An 18,278-nucleotide genomic window follows, 5' to 3' on the forward strand; every position below is an offset into this window, starting at 1 on the left:
CGGTCGCTTAAATTCGTGCCTGCATTTCCCGTCATCGTCAACCCCAACGAAAGGAAATAAGATGACCGATTTATTTACCCCTGAACAATATCGACAGCAAATTTCTAACGGTATGCCTGAAAACTACTCGAAAGATCACTATCCCGTCGTAAGGTTACATATACTTTTCACAGGTTGCGAATGGCTATTGACCGAGCTTAACCCCGAAGAGCCAAATATAGCTTTTGGCTTGTGTGACCTGGGTCAAGGATTTCCTGAACTTGGTTATGTTGACCTCGACGAGGTTAGATCAGTAAAAACTGTACCGTTTCCAGTTATGCAAGATGTCTTTTTTAAAGGTGAGTACCCGATTAGCGTTTATGCCGATGCAGCTCGATCTATTGGGGCCATCACTATAGATTCCGAAGAGGTGAAGCGTTTTGTAAAAACGGAGCCTACACCTGACCCGTCGCCTTAAGTAATTAGAAGCGCCCCTTAATCGGGGCGTTTTTTATGGCTCTACGTTAGCCTGGGTTACTATAAACTGATCGTTGGTTTCAATAGACTTATAACGTTCCGAAACGACAGCTATGATGTAAGGTTCGTCAGCAAGGAACCTGTTAAAAAGCAAGTCGAACCGATAACCTTTCAGGGTCATTTTAAACGATACGAAATGAAGAACGAGCGAGTTGGGTTCGCTGCGTGTATCTAATATTGAAGCTTGCAAGTCTGGATAAACAAAACTTGCTTTCCGCCCGTCTTCCCAAATAATGACAAGCTTTTTGGTGATATTATGCGGGGCATGAAAGCTGTTTTCTACAGGGGTAGGTTGACCCGTGGGGTCACTTTCCTTAATTTCCCGTAGGATGTCATCAAAGGGTGAGTTTCGGCTCATAGTGCTTGATCCTGGGTTGAGAGACGGGGCTTTCGGATATTGTGTTGACTATAGTGGCTGCATGACGTTTGCGACGGATATGGGCATGAGGACGGCCATCTTTTAACGAGTGGGTAAGCTCTATGGCACTAAGGCGGTCGCCGTCATGACTGACCTGATCCAACAGTGATTGAACATCATCGGTATATATTCGTACTGCCTCACGGCCGCGAGACACGGAGACGTAAAATTGTTTCATATCACTTGCGGCAAAGGTGGCTGAAGGTTGGGCGATAAAGACCGCATCACAGGTTTTTCCTTGTGACGAATGAGATGTAACACAATAGGCATGATTGAAATGGCCGAAATTTTCCGCCAGCTTGTATGATACTTTACTAGACGTGTTAGTGACGATTATGCTGCCATTTTTATCAAATCGTTTGACGGTAAAAGTTTGGCCGTTATTAAGGCGTTTCCTGTCTTGATCCTTACCGTTTCTTGTAATGACAATCTGATCCCCTTCGGCAAGAGGTAGATTTTCAGTACGGAAGACATCGAAGGCGTTATTTTTCTTTTCACAACAAAACTCTTCTATCTCTCCTTGATCGTTCCGCAAGATAAGAGCTTTGTTTTTTGTACCCGTTACTTCCCAACGGCTACCACGTTTGATCTGCGCCTGGTTCTGGTTGAACTGGATGATTGCGCCAATACGTATGTTACGGATGTCCTGTTTTTCCGCATGGGTAAGATTGCAATTGATCAGGCGTTGTACGGTTTTATCACAGCCGTTGAGCTTGCCGGATTCTTTCAGGCGTTCACGTATGGCAAAAGTGACCGCTCGGCCTTGGTCGTGAGTAGGTGATACCGCAAGAACCGTCTTGCCGGCTTGTAAGGCTTGCATATAATCATCTGCAAGTGTGTCAGCTAATTTATCCGCCTCAATGCTTTGAACGGCACCCATAACGGCAAGGCGGTCAAAACCATCCTTAATTTGACCGCGTGAGATTGCTTCGACGGCTTTGCGGTAGTTTTCACAGGTTTGGCGGTATACGCGATTTACCTGGGCCGACTTTATCCCTGCCACAGTATTGAGAATACGCAGAGCATCACCTCTTATGACACTGGCGTGTTGACGCGTGTCACCACTTAAGATCAGACGCGCATCTTGTTCCGTAACAATCCGAAGCAGGGCCGTCATGTCTTTCGTGCCAAGCAATCCAGCTTCGTCAACCCACAGCACTTGTCTTTTCAGTTGTTTTTGCAAAGATGATGACGCAAGAAGTTTTGCCACGGTTTCGGCATCGCTAAACCCTTCATCCCGCAGTACGCCACGGGAAGCTTGCGCGGTGGGGGCTACAACAAAGACGCGCTTGCCTTTATTGAGTATCATACTGACGGCTTCTTTCATAAGTGTGGTTTTACCCGTTCCCGCGCGACCTGAAATAATAGAAACTCGATCCGAAGTTGTCAGTACATGAGATATGGCTTCGGCCTGTTGTCCTTTTGAACCAAGCTTAGGTGTATGACGATAAAGCGGCATAAGCGCACCCTTGCCATGACAAGCGAGAGCTACCATGGATTTTTCTTCGGCCAGTGCTTCTTGTGTCGTGCAAACGATTTTATGCTTGTCTTTAATCCTTAGAATTCGCTTATCCGCTTTGAAGGACTTTTCAATATCGCTGATGGCGATATGATCCATCCCCAAGGCGAAGCGAAAGGCAGTTTCAATATTCGTCGATCCTGCATGACGGACGCGCGTTCAAAACCTAGTTTTAATGCGTAGTCAATACAATCCTCAGCAACCATGTTAGCAGGTGCTGATCTAGGAGCATGACGAATGGGGGCGTCCGAGCCGATGCCGTCTTTCATTCCGGCATCTTCAATCTGCTTTCGCCAGTTACGCTTTAATTCCGTAAGCGTTACGTCTTTTGCTTTTTCTGACGATAGCGAGTACCTAACGTATCCAGGTCATTGGCATTAGTGATTTTATAGTCTTTGGCAAGTTGACCGAGTTCGTCAGTACGTTTTGAAAATAGCCTTATCACCTGTTCAGGTACACCGACCACTTCGAAGGCGTTTTTAGTGGTACGAACGGCATAACCTAATTTAATCAAGCGATCAGACAGGGTCTTGTGAAACAGCGCTTGATAATACGGCATATCTCTTTGAATATCGCGAAACTGTCCGGCTTTAAATTGCCGATCAATGGCGCACCAGGTCTGGTTCATGACAACACAATGGATATGCAAGTGAGGATCGCTCAGTGAATTTTTAACGGGCCTTGCGCTTTGGTGCACAAACTCACCCCAAAGCAATTGCCCCGTCGGAGTATCACAGTCTTGCCCCTTTTTCCGCAAGCGTGTTTTAGCATCTGCTTCGATGCGCAACATGGTGTCATGTACGCTGTCGCGGAAAGCATCTATGATATGCGAATTTTTTGAAAGTACGTTTAAAACTGATACTGATTTCGGCGCGTGGAAATTGAGATCGTATGCGATAGTACGATTTTGTTTTGTACGCGGCGTAAGGGGCTTGCCTGTTACAGGATGGCGATTGTCGCAAAGCAAATGAAAGGCTTTACTTGTCATGTCATCTTTTAGGCCCAAACGTGTTTTCAGCCTGCCATGAAACGACCCGGGAAGTTCCTGATCGTTCACATAGTAGTTTGTGCGACCATTTGGAAACTCCGGTATAAGCTCGTCCTTGAAGTAGTTTTTGGCCTGGGCTGCCGATTTGCATTGGTACATACGGATCATGCCGATTGCTTATCAAAACCTTTATGTCGGTTTCAAAACAATCCGTCCGTGTCCATTACAATCCATCTGATCGAAGTTTGGCTTATTCACCTTATCGTGCCGTTGGTGCCAGATGGTTTGTGATGGATCAGGTCATGTATTGGCGGTCTCCTGCTATCAGTCGTGTCATGGTCGGCGTACAGGTGATTAACCGAAGCCGCTCCCGTCTCCAAGCATAATTTTCCTCTACGTCTGCGACGTATTCACCCGCCCATCCAAAATTAGACTTGGTTTGGTCACTAGTTCTTCGGTTGTCGATCCCCTGTAACCAGCCACTCATACAGGAGAAAAAATACATGACGCAAGTCCTCACTCAACAAGAACAACCACAAACATTCAAACGCCGCGATCTGCACCAACAAGTTACCGATACAATTGTTCAGCAATTGGAAACAGGCGTAGTTCCCTGGCAGCAAAGTTGGAAAGGCGGTAATACCCGACTATTCGACATTCCCGCTAATTTCAGTACAGGTAAGAAATACAGAGGTATCAATATCGTCCTGCTTTGGTGTTCCATGTTCGACAAACAATACTCATCAAACGAATGGGGTAGTTTCAAGCAATGGCAAGCCAAGAAGGAATCCGTTCGCAAAGGCGAAAAGGGAAGCCTAATCGTTTACTACGATACCCTTGAAAAGGAGGTAGATGGAAAAATCGAAAAAATCCCTTTTCTGAAATCGTCCGTCGTCTTCAACCGATGTCAGCTTTCCAGTTACACGCCTGACGAACAACAGCCGGAGAACATCAATCAAATCTCTTTGGTTGATCGCTTGGATCGTGTCGAAGAGTTCGTTTTCAACACCAAGGCTGATATCGAACATAAAGGTACCACTCCTTGCTATATTCCTTCCCAAGACAAAATCCTTATGCCTTATGGACATACTTTCAAGGACACGGAAACCGCTACAGCAACGGAAGGGTATTACTCAACGTTGTTACACGAGCTTACGCACTGGACAGGCAGCAAGGCCCGTATGAAGCGGGAAGGCGGTAAAAAATTCGGCGACCAGAACTACGCCGCAGAAGAATTGGTTGCCGAGCTTGGAGCGGCTTTCCTTTGCGCCGAGTTTAAGATCAATAACGTCGAAAAAGGCGACCAAGCCAGCTATATCGCCAGTTGGTTGAAAGTCCTAAAGGATAACAAAAAGTACATTATCACTGCCGCTTCCGAAGCCTCAAAAGCCGTAGAATACTTACAGACGCTACAGCCCAATTAATAATGGTTAAGCCCTGGCTTCGGTCAGGGCTTTTCTCTTATAGCTTGGTAAGCCGACAGCGTGTTTTACAAATAAGACATCTTCCCTAAGCACAGCTTAGGCGTATGTCGGCTCAGTTTATAGTTAAAATGGAGCTCCAGGGGGCATATTAACTAAGGGTAGCTATAATGGCTAATCTTTATTAATATGTCGCGGAATAAAGAATATTTCTCTATTGTAGCGATCCCCTAAAAAGCCTCTAAACGATACGAGCGCGTCAAGCTGTTTGAGCTTATCTTTATGTTCGATTTTGATTTCGAAAAGGATGCAGTTTTCACCATGTGATAAAGTAAAACCGTTGGAAACGTTTTCAAACCAATAATCCTCTTTATGTACCAATTCGATTTTTTCGAGTTCTTTGATTACTGCATCTTGATTAAGAATAAATGGGCAGTCAACAAGTGATGACACTCCCATCCTGAACTCAAGGTTGCTGATAATAGCTGCGCCAAGACCAACGTTTCGGATATATACCTGCCAAACTTCGCAGGATTCTTTGTTTTTGCCAGCGGTTTCCTTTATTGTGATAGCTGATTTATACCTAATCGTGGGCGAAGCCCCAAAACAAACTGATGTCGTACAAGCATCGCACCGACAAGGGTAACAAACAATGATGCGGCAGAAGAAGTATCGAGAATTTTTAAGGATATAATTTTTGAGGGTTCAATATCAAATAACAAAAGATTTTCTTGTACAATCGCATACAAAGTAAGAACGAAAAAAACTGCGGTAAGTATAATTAGGGAAACGTGTAATAAATCAAAAGACCACATTTGTTGTTGTGGTCTTGGTTTTGTAAAATCCCGGTTGAGGGTAGTTAGCCGTTTAATTTTAAGCTCTCAAACATTTTAGTGACTACATCCTATGATACAGTCTATCGTACCTATGTTAGTGAGAATATGAGACTTATTGGCAGGTGTCAAGACTACTTCGTTCAATTGTAGCTCCTGTTCCACCTCGTCGGTACTGTAATGGGCGCTACCTGATAATAAAGTAGTAGTACTTGCTTCACTGTGAAAATGTTCGAAAACTTCGTTAGGTTCAAGAATGATCTTTGCCATAGCTTTTGTATTTTGATTGTTAGTTATTAAATCCTGTTTATCTGTTTTAGAAGAGTATGCACCGTACTTAAATGCCATTTGGTATTGCCACCCGTAAAGGTTTTGATGTGCCGTTCGTTTAAAACATCTGTTAATGCGCGTATACTTTTAAATCCTTTAGCTCGAAGTTTTAAAACAATCGGGTTCATTTTTTTGGCGAAACGTTCATAATCTTTGCGCCGCTTATCCAGAACACTCCATATTGAAGTACCCAGTTTAACGCCCCGCCGTTTGGCCTCATGTAACGCAGCTTTGGTTCTTTTACTAATCAAGCGAGACTCCCGTTGCGCGTTAGCCGCTTCTATATGGAGTTCGTATTCATCTGCGTAGGGTTTGTCTATCGCAATAAACGGCACTCCGGCTTCCATCAGTGTCGCCGTAAATAAAAGCCGACGTGACAGCCTGTCCACGCGAGAAATAAGCAATGTTGCATTCAGTCTTTTGCATTCAGCAAGGCATTCATCAATGACCGGACGGTTACGGGAAAGACCGGATTTTCTTTCGATGAACTCTGCTACTATCTTAAACTTATGCCGAGCAGCGAACTCGTATACCTCTCTGCGTTGTGCAGCCAGACCTAAACCACTTTTGCGCTGGCGGCGTGACGACACTCGGAAATGGGCGATTGCTTTTTTCATTTTCTACAGGTTTTCTCCCGTGAAAATCATTATACCGTTCGCTAATGAAGCTTGTATTAACTTCGAACAGTTGAAGAGAATAATTAGTGTTTTTGTATTGGGGGACAGAATAAAAACGCCATAGCACAAGGCTTTTGGCGCTTTCGTCACTTTCGAAAGTTCATTGAAATTAGCTGCTAAGTGTTCGTTCATGGTACAAGTTCCATGAACGAACAAATTGTTTTGTCTAAAACCAAATAAAATGTAAAAAGATATTGTAAGAACGAACATTGCTTTAAAACGGCACTTATTCTTCGTGCAGCTTTGAATGTGGAATTAAAAGATTCGTTTGATTTAGACTGACCGTGAAATTTATTTGCTCTTCTTCATCGGCAGAAAAAGCTCACCGCATTCTACGCATTTTATTTTAAGCCCGCATTTACCCCATACGCGATAGCGGCAATAACAATTATATGTAATTTTTACACCTGACAACCCTTTTGAGTTTTGTCCGCCGTTGGCAAACCAATTTAATAATTTAGCATTGGGTAAGTAGGGGAGTTTTGCATCAATGTCGTTGTTTTGTTTAATTTCTTTAAATGAGGCTTCGAACAAACCACCTTTTATGATGTAATCCAACATTGCCCGTCCCGTTCTCTTGCCGCCAGGGCGACCTGTGTTCGATGGCATCAGCCCGATTGCTTCCATCTTATCCCCCAAATTCTGTTGTGGTATCGATGTGGCGATGCAGTACCATTAACCCTTTGCCAAAGATGGGCCATCTCATGCACAAGGGTAGAGTGCCATTCTTTAATCGTTCGCTTCAACAAATCCGGATTTAAAGAAATTTCATGGACGATTTTGTTTTTCTTATCCTCCCAACGTTCAGGAGCAAAAAAGCCCATAGTATTTCTTCGACGTGAAAGATTGATAAGGCATGGCGGCAGTTCGTTGGCAAATAGCGTTAGATTATAGTAATCAAAGATGTCTTATAGCGTATTAAATTGTTGCTTAGTGATGGCCATATTCTTAATTTGTAATGTACGTTAGAAAGATAACATTTCGGCGTTACTATTTTTACACTTAAGAATTTGCACATACAGACATATTGTCTAAGCAGTAGCTTTGGCGGATTAAATATTCAAATCTAACCTTTCAGTCTCCGCAAGAATATAGAGTATCATTTTTGGTGTGAGAGAATGGTTTAATCCTTTTGGATAATTATTTTCTGTCTCCTTGAAAAAGACTGTATTGTAAAAGGTAAATCATTCTCTTCGAGATCATACTCGGTATACTCATATTTATCAATTGTACCATTTGGGTAGAGTAAAGCTAAAGAACAACTAAACTCTGAATTTAATGAGCCATGAAACACATGTCCCTTGTTGTATTCTTTTTTGTTAGGTGAAAAGAGGTCATTAAGTGATTCGATATTAAAAATATATCCCCATGCTGTTTTTTCTACAGCATTATTATACCGGTGCATAAAATCTGGTAAATCAGACATATATAACAATCCTGAGTCCATATAATAAAAAAATTCAGCATATCTTACTATTTCTTTTTTACTGTATGTACTGTCTATATAATCAAAACGACCCATTACAACATTTTTGATAGACTCATCATAAGTGTTGAGAGTCATATGCATTGTTTGTTCTATTACTTTTTCATCTTTCATGCTAAAAAGTACAAACCATTTATTGTGAAAATAATTTCTTACATTTTTTCGTATTGATTGACGCTCTTCCTCACTTTTATTTTCATGTTTAAGTCTCCTTTTAATAGAATATAACCATTCTTTAAGTGCCCATCTTTCAGTAATATGCATTTTTAATTCGGGGCGTTTTTTATAAATTTGTTTTAGTTCATCTGATAAGAGGTATAATTCTTTTTCAATATTCTCAGATGCGGTAAAGTTGAATAAACTAATAGACTCTTTGCTTTCTAAAGGAGGAATTATACCATGGCGAATATCAATGTCTCGTTTCCAAATATCAAACGAGTTTTTTAGTTCTTTGTAGGTGTTTTGGTCTTTTGAGGGGAGTTTTTATACATTGCTTCAAAAGTTTTACAAAACTTCGAATATCTCCATTCTTCAAGGGTAAGATTTTTATGGCCGTTTCGAGCTGCACTTAACTTGTTTTCTAATGTACCAGAGACAATATCCTCACCAATCTCCTTACCAATGTAAAGTATAAAGCGTTCATAGTATTTTTTGTTCGCAGCAAGCCCCAAGTATGTTTCCCACACATAGATTGTGTCAGCGAACTTTTCAAATAAGATCAATTCAACACTAGTTGTTGTCGGTTGTAATTCAATTGAAGTGATATCCATATCAAAAAAATACCTCTGAAATTAACAGGGGTATTAGCAAAATACATTATTTAAGATAAATTACTAAGCTTTAATGATGCCGAAGTTCTATTTTTCTTAAATAGGGATCATCTCTTAATCGTTTTTGGGCGTCATCAAGAAAATCTTGTTGTTGATAAACAAAATTCATGATGTCCTTTTTCAACTCATCGAATGAATGAGCTTTTTCTACTATTGTTTCTACAACTTTTAATGGACGTTCCGTGCCATCTAAATAGCCATAAAAATAAGTAGCATTGTTGTCAATTTCACCCAGACGTTCGCGCCAGTCTTTTACCGTTAACGGTGATAGCGTTTCACTTATACGTTTTGCCATTTTTGCCTCCGAAAGTAGACTTAACATATACCGCCGACCGTGCCGAGTCAATAGATTTATGGTAATAGTATGCTTGTTATGATAAAATCACATAACTGTATGATTTTATCACATTTTGTCGTGAGATGTGCCGTGACTTTTTTACGCATTTAAGGCGTTAACTGTCATTAGCTTTGTATTGCAAATCACAGAACAGCTACTCCGGTGATCTTCGGTAGCTACGAACGGAACAGCCTATTACTGGTTTGCACTTTGTGGCCGCAAAGTTTAGTAAACAGCATTTTTAAGTTTAAATAGTTTAAGCCATGAGTAATTTTAACAAGGCTGCTGAAGAAGCAGCGCGTAGGGCTAAGCGTGAGGCAGAGGAAGCTAAAACGCGCCAAAAGCAGGCTGAAGAAGCTGCCAATCGCGCGAGAAAAGCCGCCGAACAAGCTAAGAGTCTAGCTAATCGAAAATAGACGCCCTGTTTTACAATAGGTATTATTAATAACCCGCAGCCGTCGATAGCGCTGTTTACGCTTGCGGGTTATTTTTCACTCCTTTCGATCCGAAAGAAATTTTTCAAACAAAATTTAATCGTCGTCATGACCAGTCAGCACTCATGTATGAGGTTGGTGGCCGTGCCATGCTCAAGAATCACAAAATTTATAAATTTAAAAAAGACATTTATGAATAAGTACAATGAAATTGGCAGATGGGTAAAGACTTCTTCCAAACCTCGTATATACATGACGCTGATGGGTGACAAGATGATTGTTTGTAATCTTAATCACGTCATTATAAATGATGACCACTTTTACGGTGAGATGAATATCTATACAGCCTTACAGGAGTTCAAACGAAAAAGGTTCCCAAGAAACGATTTCGAATAGAGCGGTACCTATCCACCACTTCAACATAATCCGCATAAACAAAATGCGACTAAGCTTGCGGGTTATTTTTTATCCTCACAGCTCTGTATCAGACAGACATTTAAAAACAATAATAATTTTTTATGCAGAATAACAAAATTTCTGCGGGTTCACGAGATGTGAGCCTGTGGCAACTCTTTGACCTGTTCAAAGACCTTAGACAACCGGAAGCGCCTGTTAAAGTGTTTCTATATATTATCGGAATGGTGCTAACCCCGATATCCTTGGTCGGAGCTTTGATGGGGTACAAAAAAGCATATACGCGCTTTGGTCTTCCTAACCAGGAGAAGCCATTACTGACAAACTTGAAGTCGATTTATTGGGCGGCCATGTTTATCGGCATCGTGATCGTTTGGGTATTGGTGGCTCTGGCCGTAGTCATCCTGATAAAATTGACGGATGTATTGATGGGCGGAGACGTGGGTGTTTGGGCGACTTTCGGATTTCTGCTTATCAATCTGATTCTGTCAGCTTACATTTTTTATTACTTCAAACGCTGGCAACTTTCTATTCTCAATCACCTCAACGAAATCTCTCGTTTCGGATCTGCTAAATGGGCGGATGAAAATGACTTGGCCGATCTTGAAAGACAGCAGGGAATTTATATCGGCGGCGGAATCTACGCTTATAAACGTAACGGTCATTTTTTGACTTTAGGCGGCACAAGAGGCGGCAAAGGCACCAATCTTATTATACCGAATCTCTTAGGCCTTAGCGGCTACACGGGGTCATGGTTCATAATTGATGTTAAATCAGAAATAACTAAAATTTCAGCGCGTTTTCAGCAAGACAACGGTAACAACGTATATATTTTAGACCCTTGGGCACTTTATACGGATAACGGCGCTACTTATAATCCGCTTGATCTAATTACCGGGCAAACCAACCCCGATAACCTGATTGATGACATCAGCATCATTGCGGAAATGATCGTACCCAAAGAAAAGAAAGGAGAGGCGTTTTGGGACAATAAGGCTCGTTCGATGATTTCAGGGATGATCCTACATCTGATAATGACAGAAACAAAACCGAATCAAACGCTGACCAAAATCTGGGAGTGGCTGCGATTGCCAATGGAAGGTCAGGGCGGTTTTGAAGATTTGCTTTCCGATATGGTGGTAAGCGACAGCGCCATAGTAAGGGCTACGGGAAATGAGTATGTAAGTATTATCCATACTTCGGAAAAAATGTTTCAGTCCATTCTTGCGGTTGCTCATGAGAAAACGGATTTTTAAAAAGCATTGCGCTTCAAAAATCGCTGGCATCTTCCAACTTCGATATAAAGAATATCACCAACGGCAAGACAACGCTGTATGTCATTATCCCCCCGATAAACTGGATTCACATTATCAGTATCTACGCCTTGTCATGACAACCGCTTTGCGTAGTGCCGTGAGAAATCATGACAAACGTATTACGTTTTTATTAGATGAGTTTGCGGCGTTGGGTTACTTGCCAGAAATGAAGACCGCTCTAAGCACATATGCAGGATATAATATTACCATGTGGCCGATCGTGCAGGATTTGGGACAGTTGAAATCCATATACGGGGAAGTATGGGAAACTTTTATTAGCAATACTGCAGTACGTAATTTTTTATCAGTCTCGGATGTGTTTTCATTGGAGTATTTATCTAAGCTTATGGGTACAAAAACCGTCGTCACCTATGATGAGAAAGGTAAGCCGAATACCACATCAAGACCGCTTGCGACTCAGATGAAATCCGCAGGGCAAGTGCAGAATCGATATTTACAATAGTGGAAAACCGCCCACCCGAAGTATTTCCGAAACTACCTTATTACGAAATGCCGACGCTCGACGGTCTGCATGACCCTAATCCTTATTACAAACCTTAAAATATTTTTCTATGGCAGCAGATAACATTAAGGGACGTCATACTAAAGAATTGGCGGACTTTAAAGAACAACGTAAAAAAGCTTGGTCGGAACTCCTGAAAGGGCAAGATGATCGGCTAATGGAAAGCGATGATCCGAAATTGGTTTACCGTTTCGCCCAAGAAAGAGAGGACCATAATAAACGGTACAAAAAAGAAGAGGCTGAACTTTTCAAGAAACATTGGGATGAACTGCAAGAATACAAAAAAGGAAAAAGCCGAGATCGTTCCAAAGACGAAAAGGAGATGTAATTAACAAAGTGAGGGTTCCCGCAAGACGTGGTTTGTCCTGACAAACCCGGTCTTGCAAGGGGAAGGAAATCCTTCCCCGCTTGACCCCCATCCTCAAAAGCAAAAAATATGACAAAAGAAAATAAGAGTGGGAAAGCAAAGAAGTCTGCGAAGATTGACCTTCGCGTAACACCGGAAATGAAAGAACTTTTCATTACCACGGCCAAAGACGAGGGAATGACTGTTACAGCCTGGGTATTGTTCCGCACCTTTAACATACCGCCACTTAGGGTGGTCGCTACTCCGACAGGAAAAGCTATGATCGCCTTGGCAGCGAACTTAGGTAAGATCGCCAGCAACGTCGATCAAATCCGCAAAGTAGTAGGCGAAAAAATATATTATACGGACGATGTAAAAAATATTCTAATTCAAACATTGTCTGGCATTCGCACTCTATCGGATAAAATCCTGAATGATCCTTTCTGTGGGAAGACGGCGCGCAAACCGGGTATGGACGTGCTTTCAGAATTTTTATTAAAGTTAAAGGAAGTCGGCGATGACTGTAATGACATGGCCCAGGCTATGAACGATAAAAGCTTTTATTCAATAACAATAAAGGAGTCAGTCGTCGTACAGGTCATGGAGAGAGTAAGCATATTGTCCGAAAATATTATAAATGTATTGCAAGATGACGACACGCGGCGGGATAAGGGGGAACGGGGCGCAATTAGCGAACTACCTGCTAAAGAAAGCTGATAACGACAACGTTTTTGTCTTTGACATACGTGGAACGGTACACTCTCATGACTTACGCAAGTCACTTCTGGAAATGTCACTTACGAGCGAGCTTACGAAAAGCGACAAAGGATTATACCATGTACAGATTTGTCCCCCTATCGGCGCTGATAAGAGAATGACACGGGAGGATTGGCTTCGGGCGGCAGAGATACTTGAAGAGGAAACGGGATTTACAAACCAGAAACGGATTATGGTGATGCATATGAAAAATGACCGCTTACATATGCACGTTGCCTATGAGAGGTATAATCACGAAAAAGGCATCATGATCTCCAACAGCTTTTCACGACTTGCCCAGGATAGGGCACGGCAGCGCATGGAAGTTGAGTTTGAGCAGGAAAGAACGCCTGAGCGAAATATCAATCGGCCCTTGATCAAAGAAGAGTTGACCAAGCTTTGGCATGAAACACATACGGCACAAGAATTTGTTATTGCAGTTTCTAAAAAAGGTTACGCTATATCCGCCGGAACGCAACGGCCTTACATGGTGATTGATGAAACGGGCAGGTCGTTTGATTTGGTGAAGCAGTTGGATAAGGTGAAAACCAAAGATGTGCGAGAAAGATTCAAAGATACTAGGCTGGTTAAAGAAAAGAAGCGATCAGCCAGGTGAGGGAGAGACAACAGGCCGATAAGAAAAAGGAAAAGAAAAGGCGACGATTAATCGGGAAGCTTTAAAGAAAATCGCCAATGATAATTTCAGGCAGATAGAGGCGATAAAACCTGTGATGGCCAAAAAAGATTATTCCATCTCAATAAGCTCGGGTATAAAGTCGTTGGTACACGCCGATAATTCCTTATCGGCAAATGATTCCGCCAAGCCTTTAACTAAAGAAGAATGCAAGGCAATCGAAAAGCGGAAGGCGTTAGATAAACTCAAAGCCGAGCGGCTACAAAAGGCCAAAGAGTTTAGGGAAAACGAGCGAGACTTGTAGCGTCGAATGACAACGACGGATCATTTATAATAAGTGTCGGGCTAACATTCAAAGCAAGTGCTAAATCGTATAATTGAAAAGATCGTTGCACAGCGTTTGGTGTCGATCTGTCCAGGATCATGCAGATTTCATACTCAAGAAAGGCATAGTCGGCATTTTCAGTTGAATATTTGTAGTCGGCATTTGAATATTTTTTATCAGCGTTCTTGCTATCGGAATATGCTTCATCAGGCGCGTCATACAACCGCATTCATCGCCTCTGCTATAGAACAGGCGGCGACTGTAAGAATTGTCATTACAGGCAGTTACTTTCTTTTGAAACATCTTAAAATATTTCACATCACCATTAAAGTAACAAGATATGGATTGGATAGAATTAGAGCAAAAACATAAAAAAGAATGGGAAAAATTTGAGGAATTTAAAAAAGACGCCCTGGAAAAAATAGATAAGGCCAAAAGAGAAATGTATGCTGCCTTCGGGGATCATGAGGCAAAAATTCCGATGAGTGTTTTTGAGAGAGTCCGGCAAGACAGGGATCAATGGCAGGAAGCCTGGGGAGATAACGGATTTAAAGCTAAGTATCTGCTTGCCATTCATGACAACGAAAGGAAAGCGTTAAAGCAACAAGTAAAGAATAAGACCCTTGAATACATGAGACAGGGAAAAGAAAAACAGAAACAATTAACAAAAGGCCGTGAGCGAGACGACTAGACATTTAATGTTAACGGAAGATGAGTTGAATGCGTTCGAATGGACGCATCAACTTTCATCAGAAAGGAAATTAGAGTTAACTTTGCTGGTCTACGAATTATCCCTTGCAATTTATAATCTCCAATTTCCTAGTGATGAATGACATTAACTACTTCCACCGCTTTGTTTCGAAAAAAGATGAGACCAAGATAAAACCGAATTTATCGGTTTGGTCTTACACCCGTGTTAGCTCAAAAGACCAGTACGACAAGAATTCGTCGGTTGATAGACAGATGGAAGCTAACAAAGAATACGCTGCCGATAATAATTACAATATTACTGAAGAGTTTGGAGGAACTTATGAGAGTGGCAAGTCAGATTTTACCAGGAAGGAATTTACGCGCCTTATTGAAAAAGTGAAATCAAGCAGGAGCAAGCCTATAGCCATCCTTGTTTACAAAATGAGCCGTTTCTCTCGCACCGGGGGCTCGGCAATCGGGTTGGTGAATACACTTGTTGAAGATATAGGCGTACATCTGATTGAAGTTTGCAGTGGGCATACAACGATGACGGAAAGAGGAAAGATTGCCATTTACGAAAGTCTTTTTCATGCCGCAAAAGAGAATTTGGAGAAAAAGGAGATAGTAATTCCAAGCATGATCGCTTCTTTGAAGGCTGGAATATGGATAGGTAATTGTCCGACTGGTTATGATCGATATGGACGCAAGGTGACGAATGAGAAATATTTCTCTTTCAAACAACGCATAGTCATTAATAAGGATGGGGAGCTTTTGAAGGAAGCCTGGCAATGGAAAGCCTCCGGTCTTTATAGTGACGCCCAAATTATCGCTAAATTATCTGCCAGAGGTTTGAGCATTAGTAAGCAGAAATTGAGCAGTATGTGGCGTACTCCTTTTTATTGCGGGATTATAATTAACAGGCTGCTTGATGAGCCAGCAAAGGGTAATTGGGAGCCTATAGCGACCAAAGAGACTTTTATTAAAGTTCAACAGGTACTGGAAAATAATATCTCGGGCTTCCAGCATAACAAAGAGGAGGAGGCAAGGCCGCTTAATCGACTGCTGAAATGTAATGATTGCGGCAGTCACATGGTTGGGTATTTGGTAAAGAAGAAACAGCTTCATTATTATCGGTGCCTTAAATGTAATGGGGTCAGCGTTAATGCCATGACGACGATACGCTCCAAAAGAACTGGAGCTAATGAGTTATTTATTGAACTTTTGAAGAAGTACAGTGTTCCGCACGAAATAGCGCCATTAGTAAAATTACAGCTCACTAAAATATTTAATCATTATAATGAGGGTAATTCTGCCAATGAGAATGCTTTAACATCGCGCTTTGCTGAACTGGAAAAGAAATTGAAGGCGCTGAAAATCCGTCACGGATTGGGTGAGGTTGACAGGGAAACCTATGACCTAACGTTTAATCATTTGAATGACGAAATACGAAATGTGACCAAAGAATTGAATACCCTAAGCCCTAAATTATCTAACCTCGAAAAATTGCTATCGTCAGCAATGGATGTTCTCACGAAACTTAGTCAGATATGGGATTCCAGCAAATTGGAAGGCAAGAGAAGGGTTCAAAAAACACTGTTTCCTGAGGGAATTTACTACGACGCTAAAAATCACGAATATCTAACCAAAAAAGTGAACAGCTTTCTTTATCTAACTGATTATCTATCAAACAGTTTTAAAGGTGAAGGCATAAAAAATCCCACCTAAATGGTGGGATGTCTTTTGATGCTCCCCCTGCTGGACTTGAACCAGCGACCCTCTGATTAACAGTCAGATGCTCTAACCAACTGAGCTAAGGAGGAATACCTGTTTTCCCTTTCGGGGTTGCAAAAATAGGGATAATTTTATTTTAAACAACAATTTTTGAAATTTTTTTACTCCGAGAGCCTGGCTGCCTCTTCCAGCGCCTATCTGTGGGCCTCATACTGTTTCGCGGGAATAAACTCCCTGATCTGATCGAACCATTCAGCATCGGGCGAAGGTGGGAGCTCAATAGCTTCCTCCAGCTGTTGTAAGTTGCTGATACCAGTAACCACACTGCTAACAGCAGGATGGCTTAACACATATTGTGTAGCTAATGCAGCAGGGATGGATTGTGTAGAAGCAACTCTATCCGTTAAAATTTCTGCAGCCAACTGTACCGTTGAAGGAGGATGACCCAGGTATTCTTTGGGTTTTTTGCCTGCCAGAAGTCCCTGAGCCAATGCGCCCCGTACCATAACGCCTATACCGTTCGGAAGTAACAGGTCTAGTATAGTTTCTTCCGGTCTGCGATCTAAAATACTGTACTGCAGCATTACTGAAATGATATTAGATTTCTCAACATAGGTCCTGATCACATTGGGCCGGATGCTACTGATGCCATATTGCCTGATCTTACCCTGCTGCACTAACTGCTCAAAAGCTTCGATCGTTTCATCAACAGGATCTTCGATAGTACCTCCGTGCAGTTGATACAGGTCGATATAGTCGGTTTGCAATCGACGCAGACTTTTATCCACTGCTTTTAATATATAAGCTTTTGTGGGGTTCCAATCCCAACCACTGCCATCAGCCCTCCATTGATTGCCCACCTTGGTAGCCAGTATTACTTTATTTCGCACCGGCTTCAATAATGCGCCTATCAACTCCTCGTTAGCACCCTTATCGTACAAGTCAGCAGTGTCAAAATAATTAATACCTGCATCAACAGCGGTATGAACGATATCTGCAGCCTCATCGCGGGAGGTTTTTAGCAAAGACATACAGCCTAACCCAATTTCGGAAACTTTTAATCCTGATTTTCCAATGGATCTGTAATTCATAATAAAGAATGTTAAATACTTGTTTTTTGGACAAAATACCTGCCGTAATATATGCCTAATATGATGGAGTAGCCCGCTAAAAATGATTATATTTAGTAGGAGTTATATATATTTACTACGATTCTAATTATTTAATGCTCACCCTATGACCATTGAGGAAGAAATTAAACAGAGCAAATTTGCAAGTTCGTATCAGAAGCTGGCGTTCAACATTATTCATAGTAGTCGCTGGCTGGAGAATTTTTTAAAAAAGCGTTTTAGCGAGCATGATCTCACCATGCAGCAATACAATATATTGAGAATATTGGGGTAGTCAGCCCGCCCCGCTTTCTACTTTACAGATACGGGAACGCATGATCGATAAAATGAGCGACACCAGCAGGATCGTGGACCGGTTGATACTTAAGAAGCTCGTTACAAAAAAGTGAGTAAAACGGATAGCCGCCTGGTAGAAGTACGTATAACCGAAAAGGGGTTGGAATTGCTCGCTCAGCTTGATGATACTGATGACAAAATAGCTTTATACCTGGCTAATCTTACCGAAGAAGAAGCTGCGCTCGTGAGTAACCTGTTAGATAAAATGCATACCAAAGCCTAGCCATTAGTGCAAGTTGGGCTATTTTTGCGCCTATGCAAAAGTTGAAAGCCCTGTTATTGGTTATC

The 18,278-nt window shown here is 41.8% G+C and carries 25 protein-coding genes and 1 tRNA gene; 13 read left to right on the forward strand and 13 right to left on the reverse strand.

Annotated elements, in window-relative coordinates:
- Positions 1–61 precede the first annotated feature (61 nt).
- Positions 62–457: a DUF2958 domain-containing protein gene (locus tag MKP07_RS11030; RefSeq protein ID WP_240847241.1), complete on the forward strand. Its 396-nt coding sequence runs from the start codon at positions 62–64 to the stop codon at positions 455–457.
- Positions 458–490: 33 nt separating this feature from the next.
- On the opposite strand, the gene MKP07_RS11035 is transcribed toward MKP07_RS11030, so the two are convergent.
- The 3 genes from MKP07_RS11035 to mobF form a co-directional block, all read right to left on the reverse strand.
- Positions 491–874, reverse strand: coding sequence for a hypothetical protein (locus MKP07_RS11035; protein ID WP_240847242.1), 384 nt, complete (start codon positions 872–874; stop codon positions 491–493).
- Complete coding sequence (locus MKP07_RS11040; protein ID WP_240850773.1) at positions 852–2,552, reverse strand: ATP-dependent DNA helicase; 1,701 nt, start codon at positions 2,550–2,552, stop codon at positions 852–854. The genes MKP07_RS11035 and MKP07_RS11040 overlap by 23 nt, the downstream gene beginning before the upstream one ends.
- A gap of 220 nt (positions 2,553–2,772) precedes the next feature.
- Positions 2,773–3,600 carry a MobF family relaxase gene (gene mobF / locus MKP07_RS11045; protein ID WP_240847243.1) on the reverse strand — a complete coding sequence of 276 codons (828 nt, stop codon included), beginning with the start codon at positions 3,598–3,600 and terminating at the stop codon, positions 2,773–2,775.
- A gap of 344 nt (positions 3,601–3,944) precedes the next feature.
- Here mobF and MKP07_RS11050 point away from each other — a divergent pair, with 344 nt between their 5' ends.
- On the forward strand, positions 3,945–4,865 hold the full coding sequence (locus MKP07_RS11050; protein WP_240847244.1) for an ArdC family protein: 921 nt from the start codon (positions 3,945–3,947) through the stop codon (positions 4,863–4,865).
- Positions 4,866–5,036: 171 nt separating this feature from the next.
- Here MKP07_RS11050 and MKP07_RS11055 read toward each other — a convergent pair whose 3' ends face one another.
- The 8 genes from MKP07_RS11055 to MKP07_RS11085 form a co-directional block, all read right to left on the reverse strand.
- Positions 5,037–5,321 carry a hypothetical protein gene (locus MKP07_RS11055; protein WP_240847245.1) on the reverse strand — a complete coding sequence of 95 codons (285 nt, stop codon included), beginning with the start codon at positions 5,319–5,321 and terminating at the stop codon, positions 5,037–5,039.
- 431 nt (positions 5,322–5,752) lie between these two features.
- The gene (locus MKP07_RS11060; protein ID WP_240847246.1) at positions 5,753–5,965 is read right to left on the reverse strand and encodes a cupin domain-containing protein; all 213 of its coding nucleotides are present in this window, start codon (positions 5,963–5,965) and stop codon (positions 5,753–5,755) included.
- Between the two features lie 26 nt (positions 5,966–5,991).
- Entirely contained in the window at positions 5,992–6,642 is a 651-nt protein-coding gene (locus MKP07_RS11065; RefSeq protein ID WP_240847247.1) for a recombinase family protein, read from the reverse strand.
- 351 nt (positions 6,643–6,993) lie between these two features.
- A complete protein-coding gene (locus tag MKP07_RS11070; RefSeq protein ID WP_240847248.1) occupies positions 6,994–7,311 on the reverse strand; it encodes a hypothetical protein in 318 nt (105 codons plus the stop codon).
- Entirely contained in the window at positions 7,311–7,607 is a 297-nt protein-coding gene (locus tag MKP07_RS42400) for a SprT-like domain-containing protein (RefSeq protein ID WP_394803647.1), read from the reverse strand. The genes MKP07_RS11070 and MKP07_RS42400 overlap by 1 nt, the downstream gene beginning before the upstream one ends.
- A 218-nt stretch (positions 7,608–7,825) precedes the next feature.
- Positions 7,826–8,452 (reverse strand): hypothetical protein, encoded by a 627-nt coding sequence (locus tag MKP07_RS11075; protein ID WP_240847249.1) that lies wholly within the window; start codon positions 8,450–8,452, stop codon positions 7,826–7,828.
- Between the two features lie 179 nt (positions 8,453–8,631).
- Positions 8,632–8,958 carry a hypothetical protein gene (locus MKP07_RS11080; protein WP_240847250.1) on the reverse strand — a complete coding sequence of 109 codons (327 nt, stop codon included), beginning with the start codon at positions 8,956–8,958 and terminating at the stop codon, positions 8,632–8,634.
- A 70-nt stretch (positions 8,959–9,028) separates the two neighbouring features.
- The gene (locus MKP07_RS11085; protein WP_240847251.1) at positions 9,029–9,313 is read right to left on the reverse strand and encodes a hypothetical protein; all 285 of its coding nucleotides are present in this window, start codon (positions 9,311–9,313) and stop codon (positions 9,029–9,031) included.
- 305 nt (positions 9,314–9,618) lie between these two features.
- Here MKP07_RS11085 and MKP07_RS11090 point away from each other — a divergent pair, with 305 nt between their 5' ends.
- The 9 genes from MKP07_RS11090 to MKP07_RS11130 all read left to right on the forward strand — a co-directional run bounded on the left by MKP07_RS11090 (position 9,619) and on the right by MKP07_RS11130 (position 16,518).
- Complete coding sequence (locus tag MKP07_RS11090; protein ID WP_240847252.1) at positions 9,619–9,771, forward strand: hypothetical protein; 153 nt, start codon at positions 9,619–9,621, stop codon at positions 9,769–9,771.
- A gap of 210 nt (positions 9,772–9,981) precedes the next feature.
- Positions 9,982–10,185, forward strand: a complete 204-nt coding sequence (locus MKP07_RS11095) for a hypothetical protein (protein WP_240847253.1) — start codon at positions 9,982–9,984, stop codon at positions 10,183–10,185.
- 122 nt (positions 10,186–10,307) lie between these two features.
- A complete protein-coding gene (locus MKP07_RS11100; RefSeq protein ID WP_240847254.1) occupies positions 10,308–11,459 on the forward strand; it encodes a type IV secretory system conjugative DNA transfer family protein in 1,152 nt (383 codons plus the stop codon).
- On the forward strand, positions 11,440–11,982 hold the full coding sequence (locus tag MKP07_RS11105; protein ID WP_240847255.1) for a type IV secretory system conjugative DNA transfer family protein: 543 nt from the start codon (positions 11,440–11,442) through the stop codon (positions 11,980–11,982). The genes MKP07_RS11100 and MKP07_RS11105 overlap by 20 nt, the downstream gene beginning before the upstream one ends.
- Before the next feature lie 109 nt (positions 11,983–12,091).
- Positions 12,092–12,370 carry a hypothetical protein gene (locus MKP07_RS11110; RefSeq protein ID WP_240847256.1) on the forward strand — a complete coding sequence of 93 codons (279 nt, stop codon included), beginning with the start codon at positions 12,092–12,094 and terminating at the stop codon, positions 12,368–12,370.
- 108 nt (positions 12,371–12,478) lie between these two features.
- Positions 12,479–13,105 carry a plasmid mobilization protein gene (locus MKP07_RS11115; protein ID WP_240847257.1) on the forward strand — a complete coding sequence of 209 codons (627 nt, stop codon included), beginning with the start codon at positions 12,479–12,481 and terminating at the stop codon, positions 13,103–13,105.
- Entirely contained in the window at positions 13,038–13,760 is a 723-nt protein-coding gene (locus tag MKP07_RS11120; RefSeq protein ID WP_394803560.1) for a relaxase/mobilization nuclease domain-containing protein, read from the forward strand. Before MKP07_RS11115 ends, MKP07_RS11120 begins: the two co-directional genes overlap by 68 nt.
- 683 nt (positions 13,761–14,443) lie before the next feature.
- On the forward strand, positions 14,444–14,794 hold the full coding sequence (locus MKP07_RS11125) for a hypothetical protein (protein ID WP_240847259.1): 351 nt from the start codon (positions 14,444–14,446) through the stop codon (positions 14,792–14,794).
- Positions 14,795–14,928: 134 nt separating this feature from the next.
- Complete coding sequence (locus MKP07_RS11130; protein WP_240847260.1) at positions 14,929–16,518, forward strand: recombinase family protein; 1,590 nt, start codon at positions 14,929–14,931, stop codon at positions 16,516–16,518.
- Positions 16,519–16,539: 21 nt separating this feature from the next.
- On the opposite strand, the gene MKP07_RS11135 is transcribed toward MKP07_RS11130, so the two are convergent.
- Positions 16,540–16,613: transfer RNA gene (locus tag MKP07_RS11135), tRNA-Asn, on the reverse strand.
- A gap of 105 nt (positions 16,614–16,718) precedes the next feature.
- Positions 16,719–17,615 carry an aldo/keto reductase gene (locus MKP07_RS11140; protein ID WP_240847261.1) on the reverse strand — a complete coding sequence of 299 codons (897 nt, stop codon included), beginning with the start codon at positions 17,613–17,615 and terminating at the stop codon, positions 16,719–16,721.
- A 145-nt stretch (positions 17,616–17,760) separates the two neighbouring features.
- Between MKP07_RS11140 and MKP07_RS11145 the strand changes: the two genes are divergently transcribed.
- The gene (locus MKP07_RS11145) at positions 17,761–17,928 is read left to right on the forward strand and encodes a hypothetical protein (RefSeq protein ID WP_240847262.1); all 168 of its coding nucleotides are present in this window, start codon (positions 17,761–17,763) and stop codon (positions 17,926–17,928) included.
- 111 nt (positions 17,929–18,039) lie between these two features.
- On the forward strand, positions 18,040–18,213 hold the full coding sequence (locus MKP07_RS11150) for a hypothetical protein (RefSeq protein ID WP_240847263.1): 174 nt from the start codon (positions 18,040–18,042) through the stop codon (positions 18,211–18,213).
- Positions 18,214–18,278: the final 65 nt, after the last annotated feature.

The sequence above is a fragment of the Paraniabella hibiscisoli genome, assembly GCF_022512515.1.
Lineage (GTDB): Bacteria > Bacteroidota > Bacteroidia > Chitinophagales > Chitinophagaceae > Niabella > Niabella hibiscisoli.

Coding starts and splice junctions, on each gene's coding strand:
- MKP07_RS11030 (WP_240847241.1), top strand. CDS start 62: ATGACCGATTTATTTACCCCTGAACAATATCGACAGCAAATTTCTAAC.
- MKP07_RS11035 (WP_240847242.1), bottom strand. CDS start 874: ATGAGCCGAAACTCACCCTTTGATGACATCCTACGGGAAATTAAGGAA.
- MKP07_RS11040 (WP_240850773.1), bottom strand. CDS start 2,552: ATGGATCATATCGCCATCAGCGATATTGAAAAGTCCTTCAAAGCGGAT.
- mobF (WP_240847243.1), bottom strand. CDS start 3,600: ATGTACCAATGCAAATCGGCAGCCCAGGCCAAAAACTACTTCAAGGAC.
- MKP07_RS11050 (WP_240847244.1), top strand. CDS start 3,945: ATGACGCAAGTCCTCACTCAACAAGAACAACCACAAACATTCAAACGC.
- MKP07_RS11055 (WP_240847245.1), bottom strand. CDS start 5,321: ATGGGAGTGTCATCACTTGTTGACTGCCCATTTATTCTTAATCAAGAT.
- MKP07_RS11060 (WP_240847246.1), bottom strand. CDS start 5,965: ATGGCAAAGATCATTCTTGAACCTAACGAAGTTTTCGAACATTTTCAC.
- MKP07_RS11065 (WP_240847247.1), bottom strand. CDS start 6,642: ATGAAAAAAGCAATCGCCCATTTCCGAGTGTCGTCACGCCGCCAGCGC.
- MKP07_RS11070 (WP_240847248.1), bottom strand. CDS start 7,311: ATGCCATCGAACACAGGTCGCCCTGGCGGCAAGAGAACGGGACGGGCA.
- MKP07_RS11075 (WP_240847249.1), bottom strand. CDS start 8,452: ATGCATATTACTGAAAGATGGGCACTTAAAGAATGGTTATATTCTATT.
- MKP07_RS11080 (WP_240847250.1), bottom strand. CDS start 8,958: ATGGATATCACTTCAATTGAATTACAACCGACAACAACTAGTGTTGAA.
- MKP07_RS11085 (WP_240847251.1), bottom strand. CDS start 9,313: ATGGCAAAACGTATAAGTGAAACGCTATCACCGTTAACGGTAAAAGAC.
- MKP07_RS11090 (WP_240847252.1), top strand. CDS start 9,619: ATGAGTAATTTTAACAAGGCTGCTGAAGAAGCAGCGCGTAGGGCTAAG.
- MKP07_RS11095 (WP_240847253.1), top strand. CDS start 9,982: ATGAATAAGTACAATGAAATTGGCAGATGGGTAAAGACTTCTTCCAAA.
- MKP07_RS11100 (WP_240847254.1), top strand. CDS start 10,308: ATGCAGAATAACAAAATTTCTGCGGGTTCACGAGATGTGAGCCTGTGG.
- MKP07_RS11105 (WP_240847255.1), top strand. CDS start 11,440: ATGAGAAAACGGATTTTTAAAAAGCATTGCGCTTCAAAAATCGCTGGC.
- MKP07_RS11110 (WP_240847256.1), top strand. CDS start 12,092: ATGGCAGCAGATAACATTAAGGGACGTCATACTAAAGAATTGGCGGAC.
- MKP07_RS11115 (WP_240847257.1), top strand. CDS start 12,479: ATGACAAAAGAAAATAAGAGTGGGAAAGCAAAGAAGTCTGCGAAGATT.
- MKP07_RS11120 (WP_394803560.1), top strand. CDS start 13,038: ATGACGACACGCGGCGGGATAAGGGGGAACGGGGCGCAATTAGCGAAC.
- MKP07_RS11125 (WP_240847259.1), top strand. CDS start 14,444: ATGGATTGGATAGAATTAGAGCAAAAACATAAAAAAGAATGGGAAAAA.
- MKP07_RS11130 (WP_240847260.1), top strand. CDS start 14,929: ATGAATGACATTAACTACTTCCACCGCTTTGTTTCGAAAAAAGATGAG.
- MKP07_RS11140 (WP_240847261.1), bottom strand. CDS start 17,615: ATGAATTACAGATCCATTGGAAAATCAGGATTAAAAGTTTCCGAAATT.
- MKP07_RS11145 (WP_240847262.1), top strand. CDS start 17,761: ATGACCATTGAGGAAGAAATTAAACAGAGCAAATTTGCAAGTTCGTAT.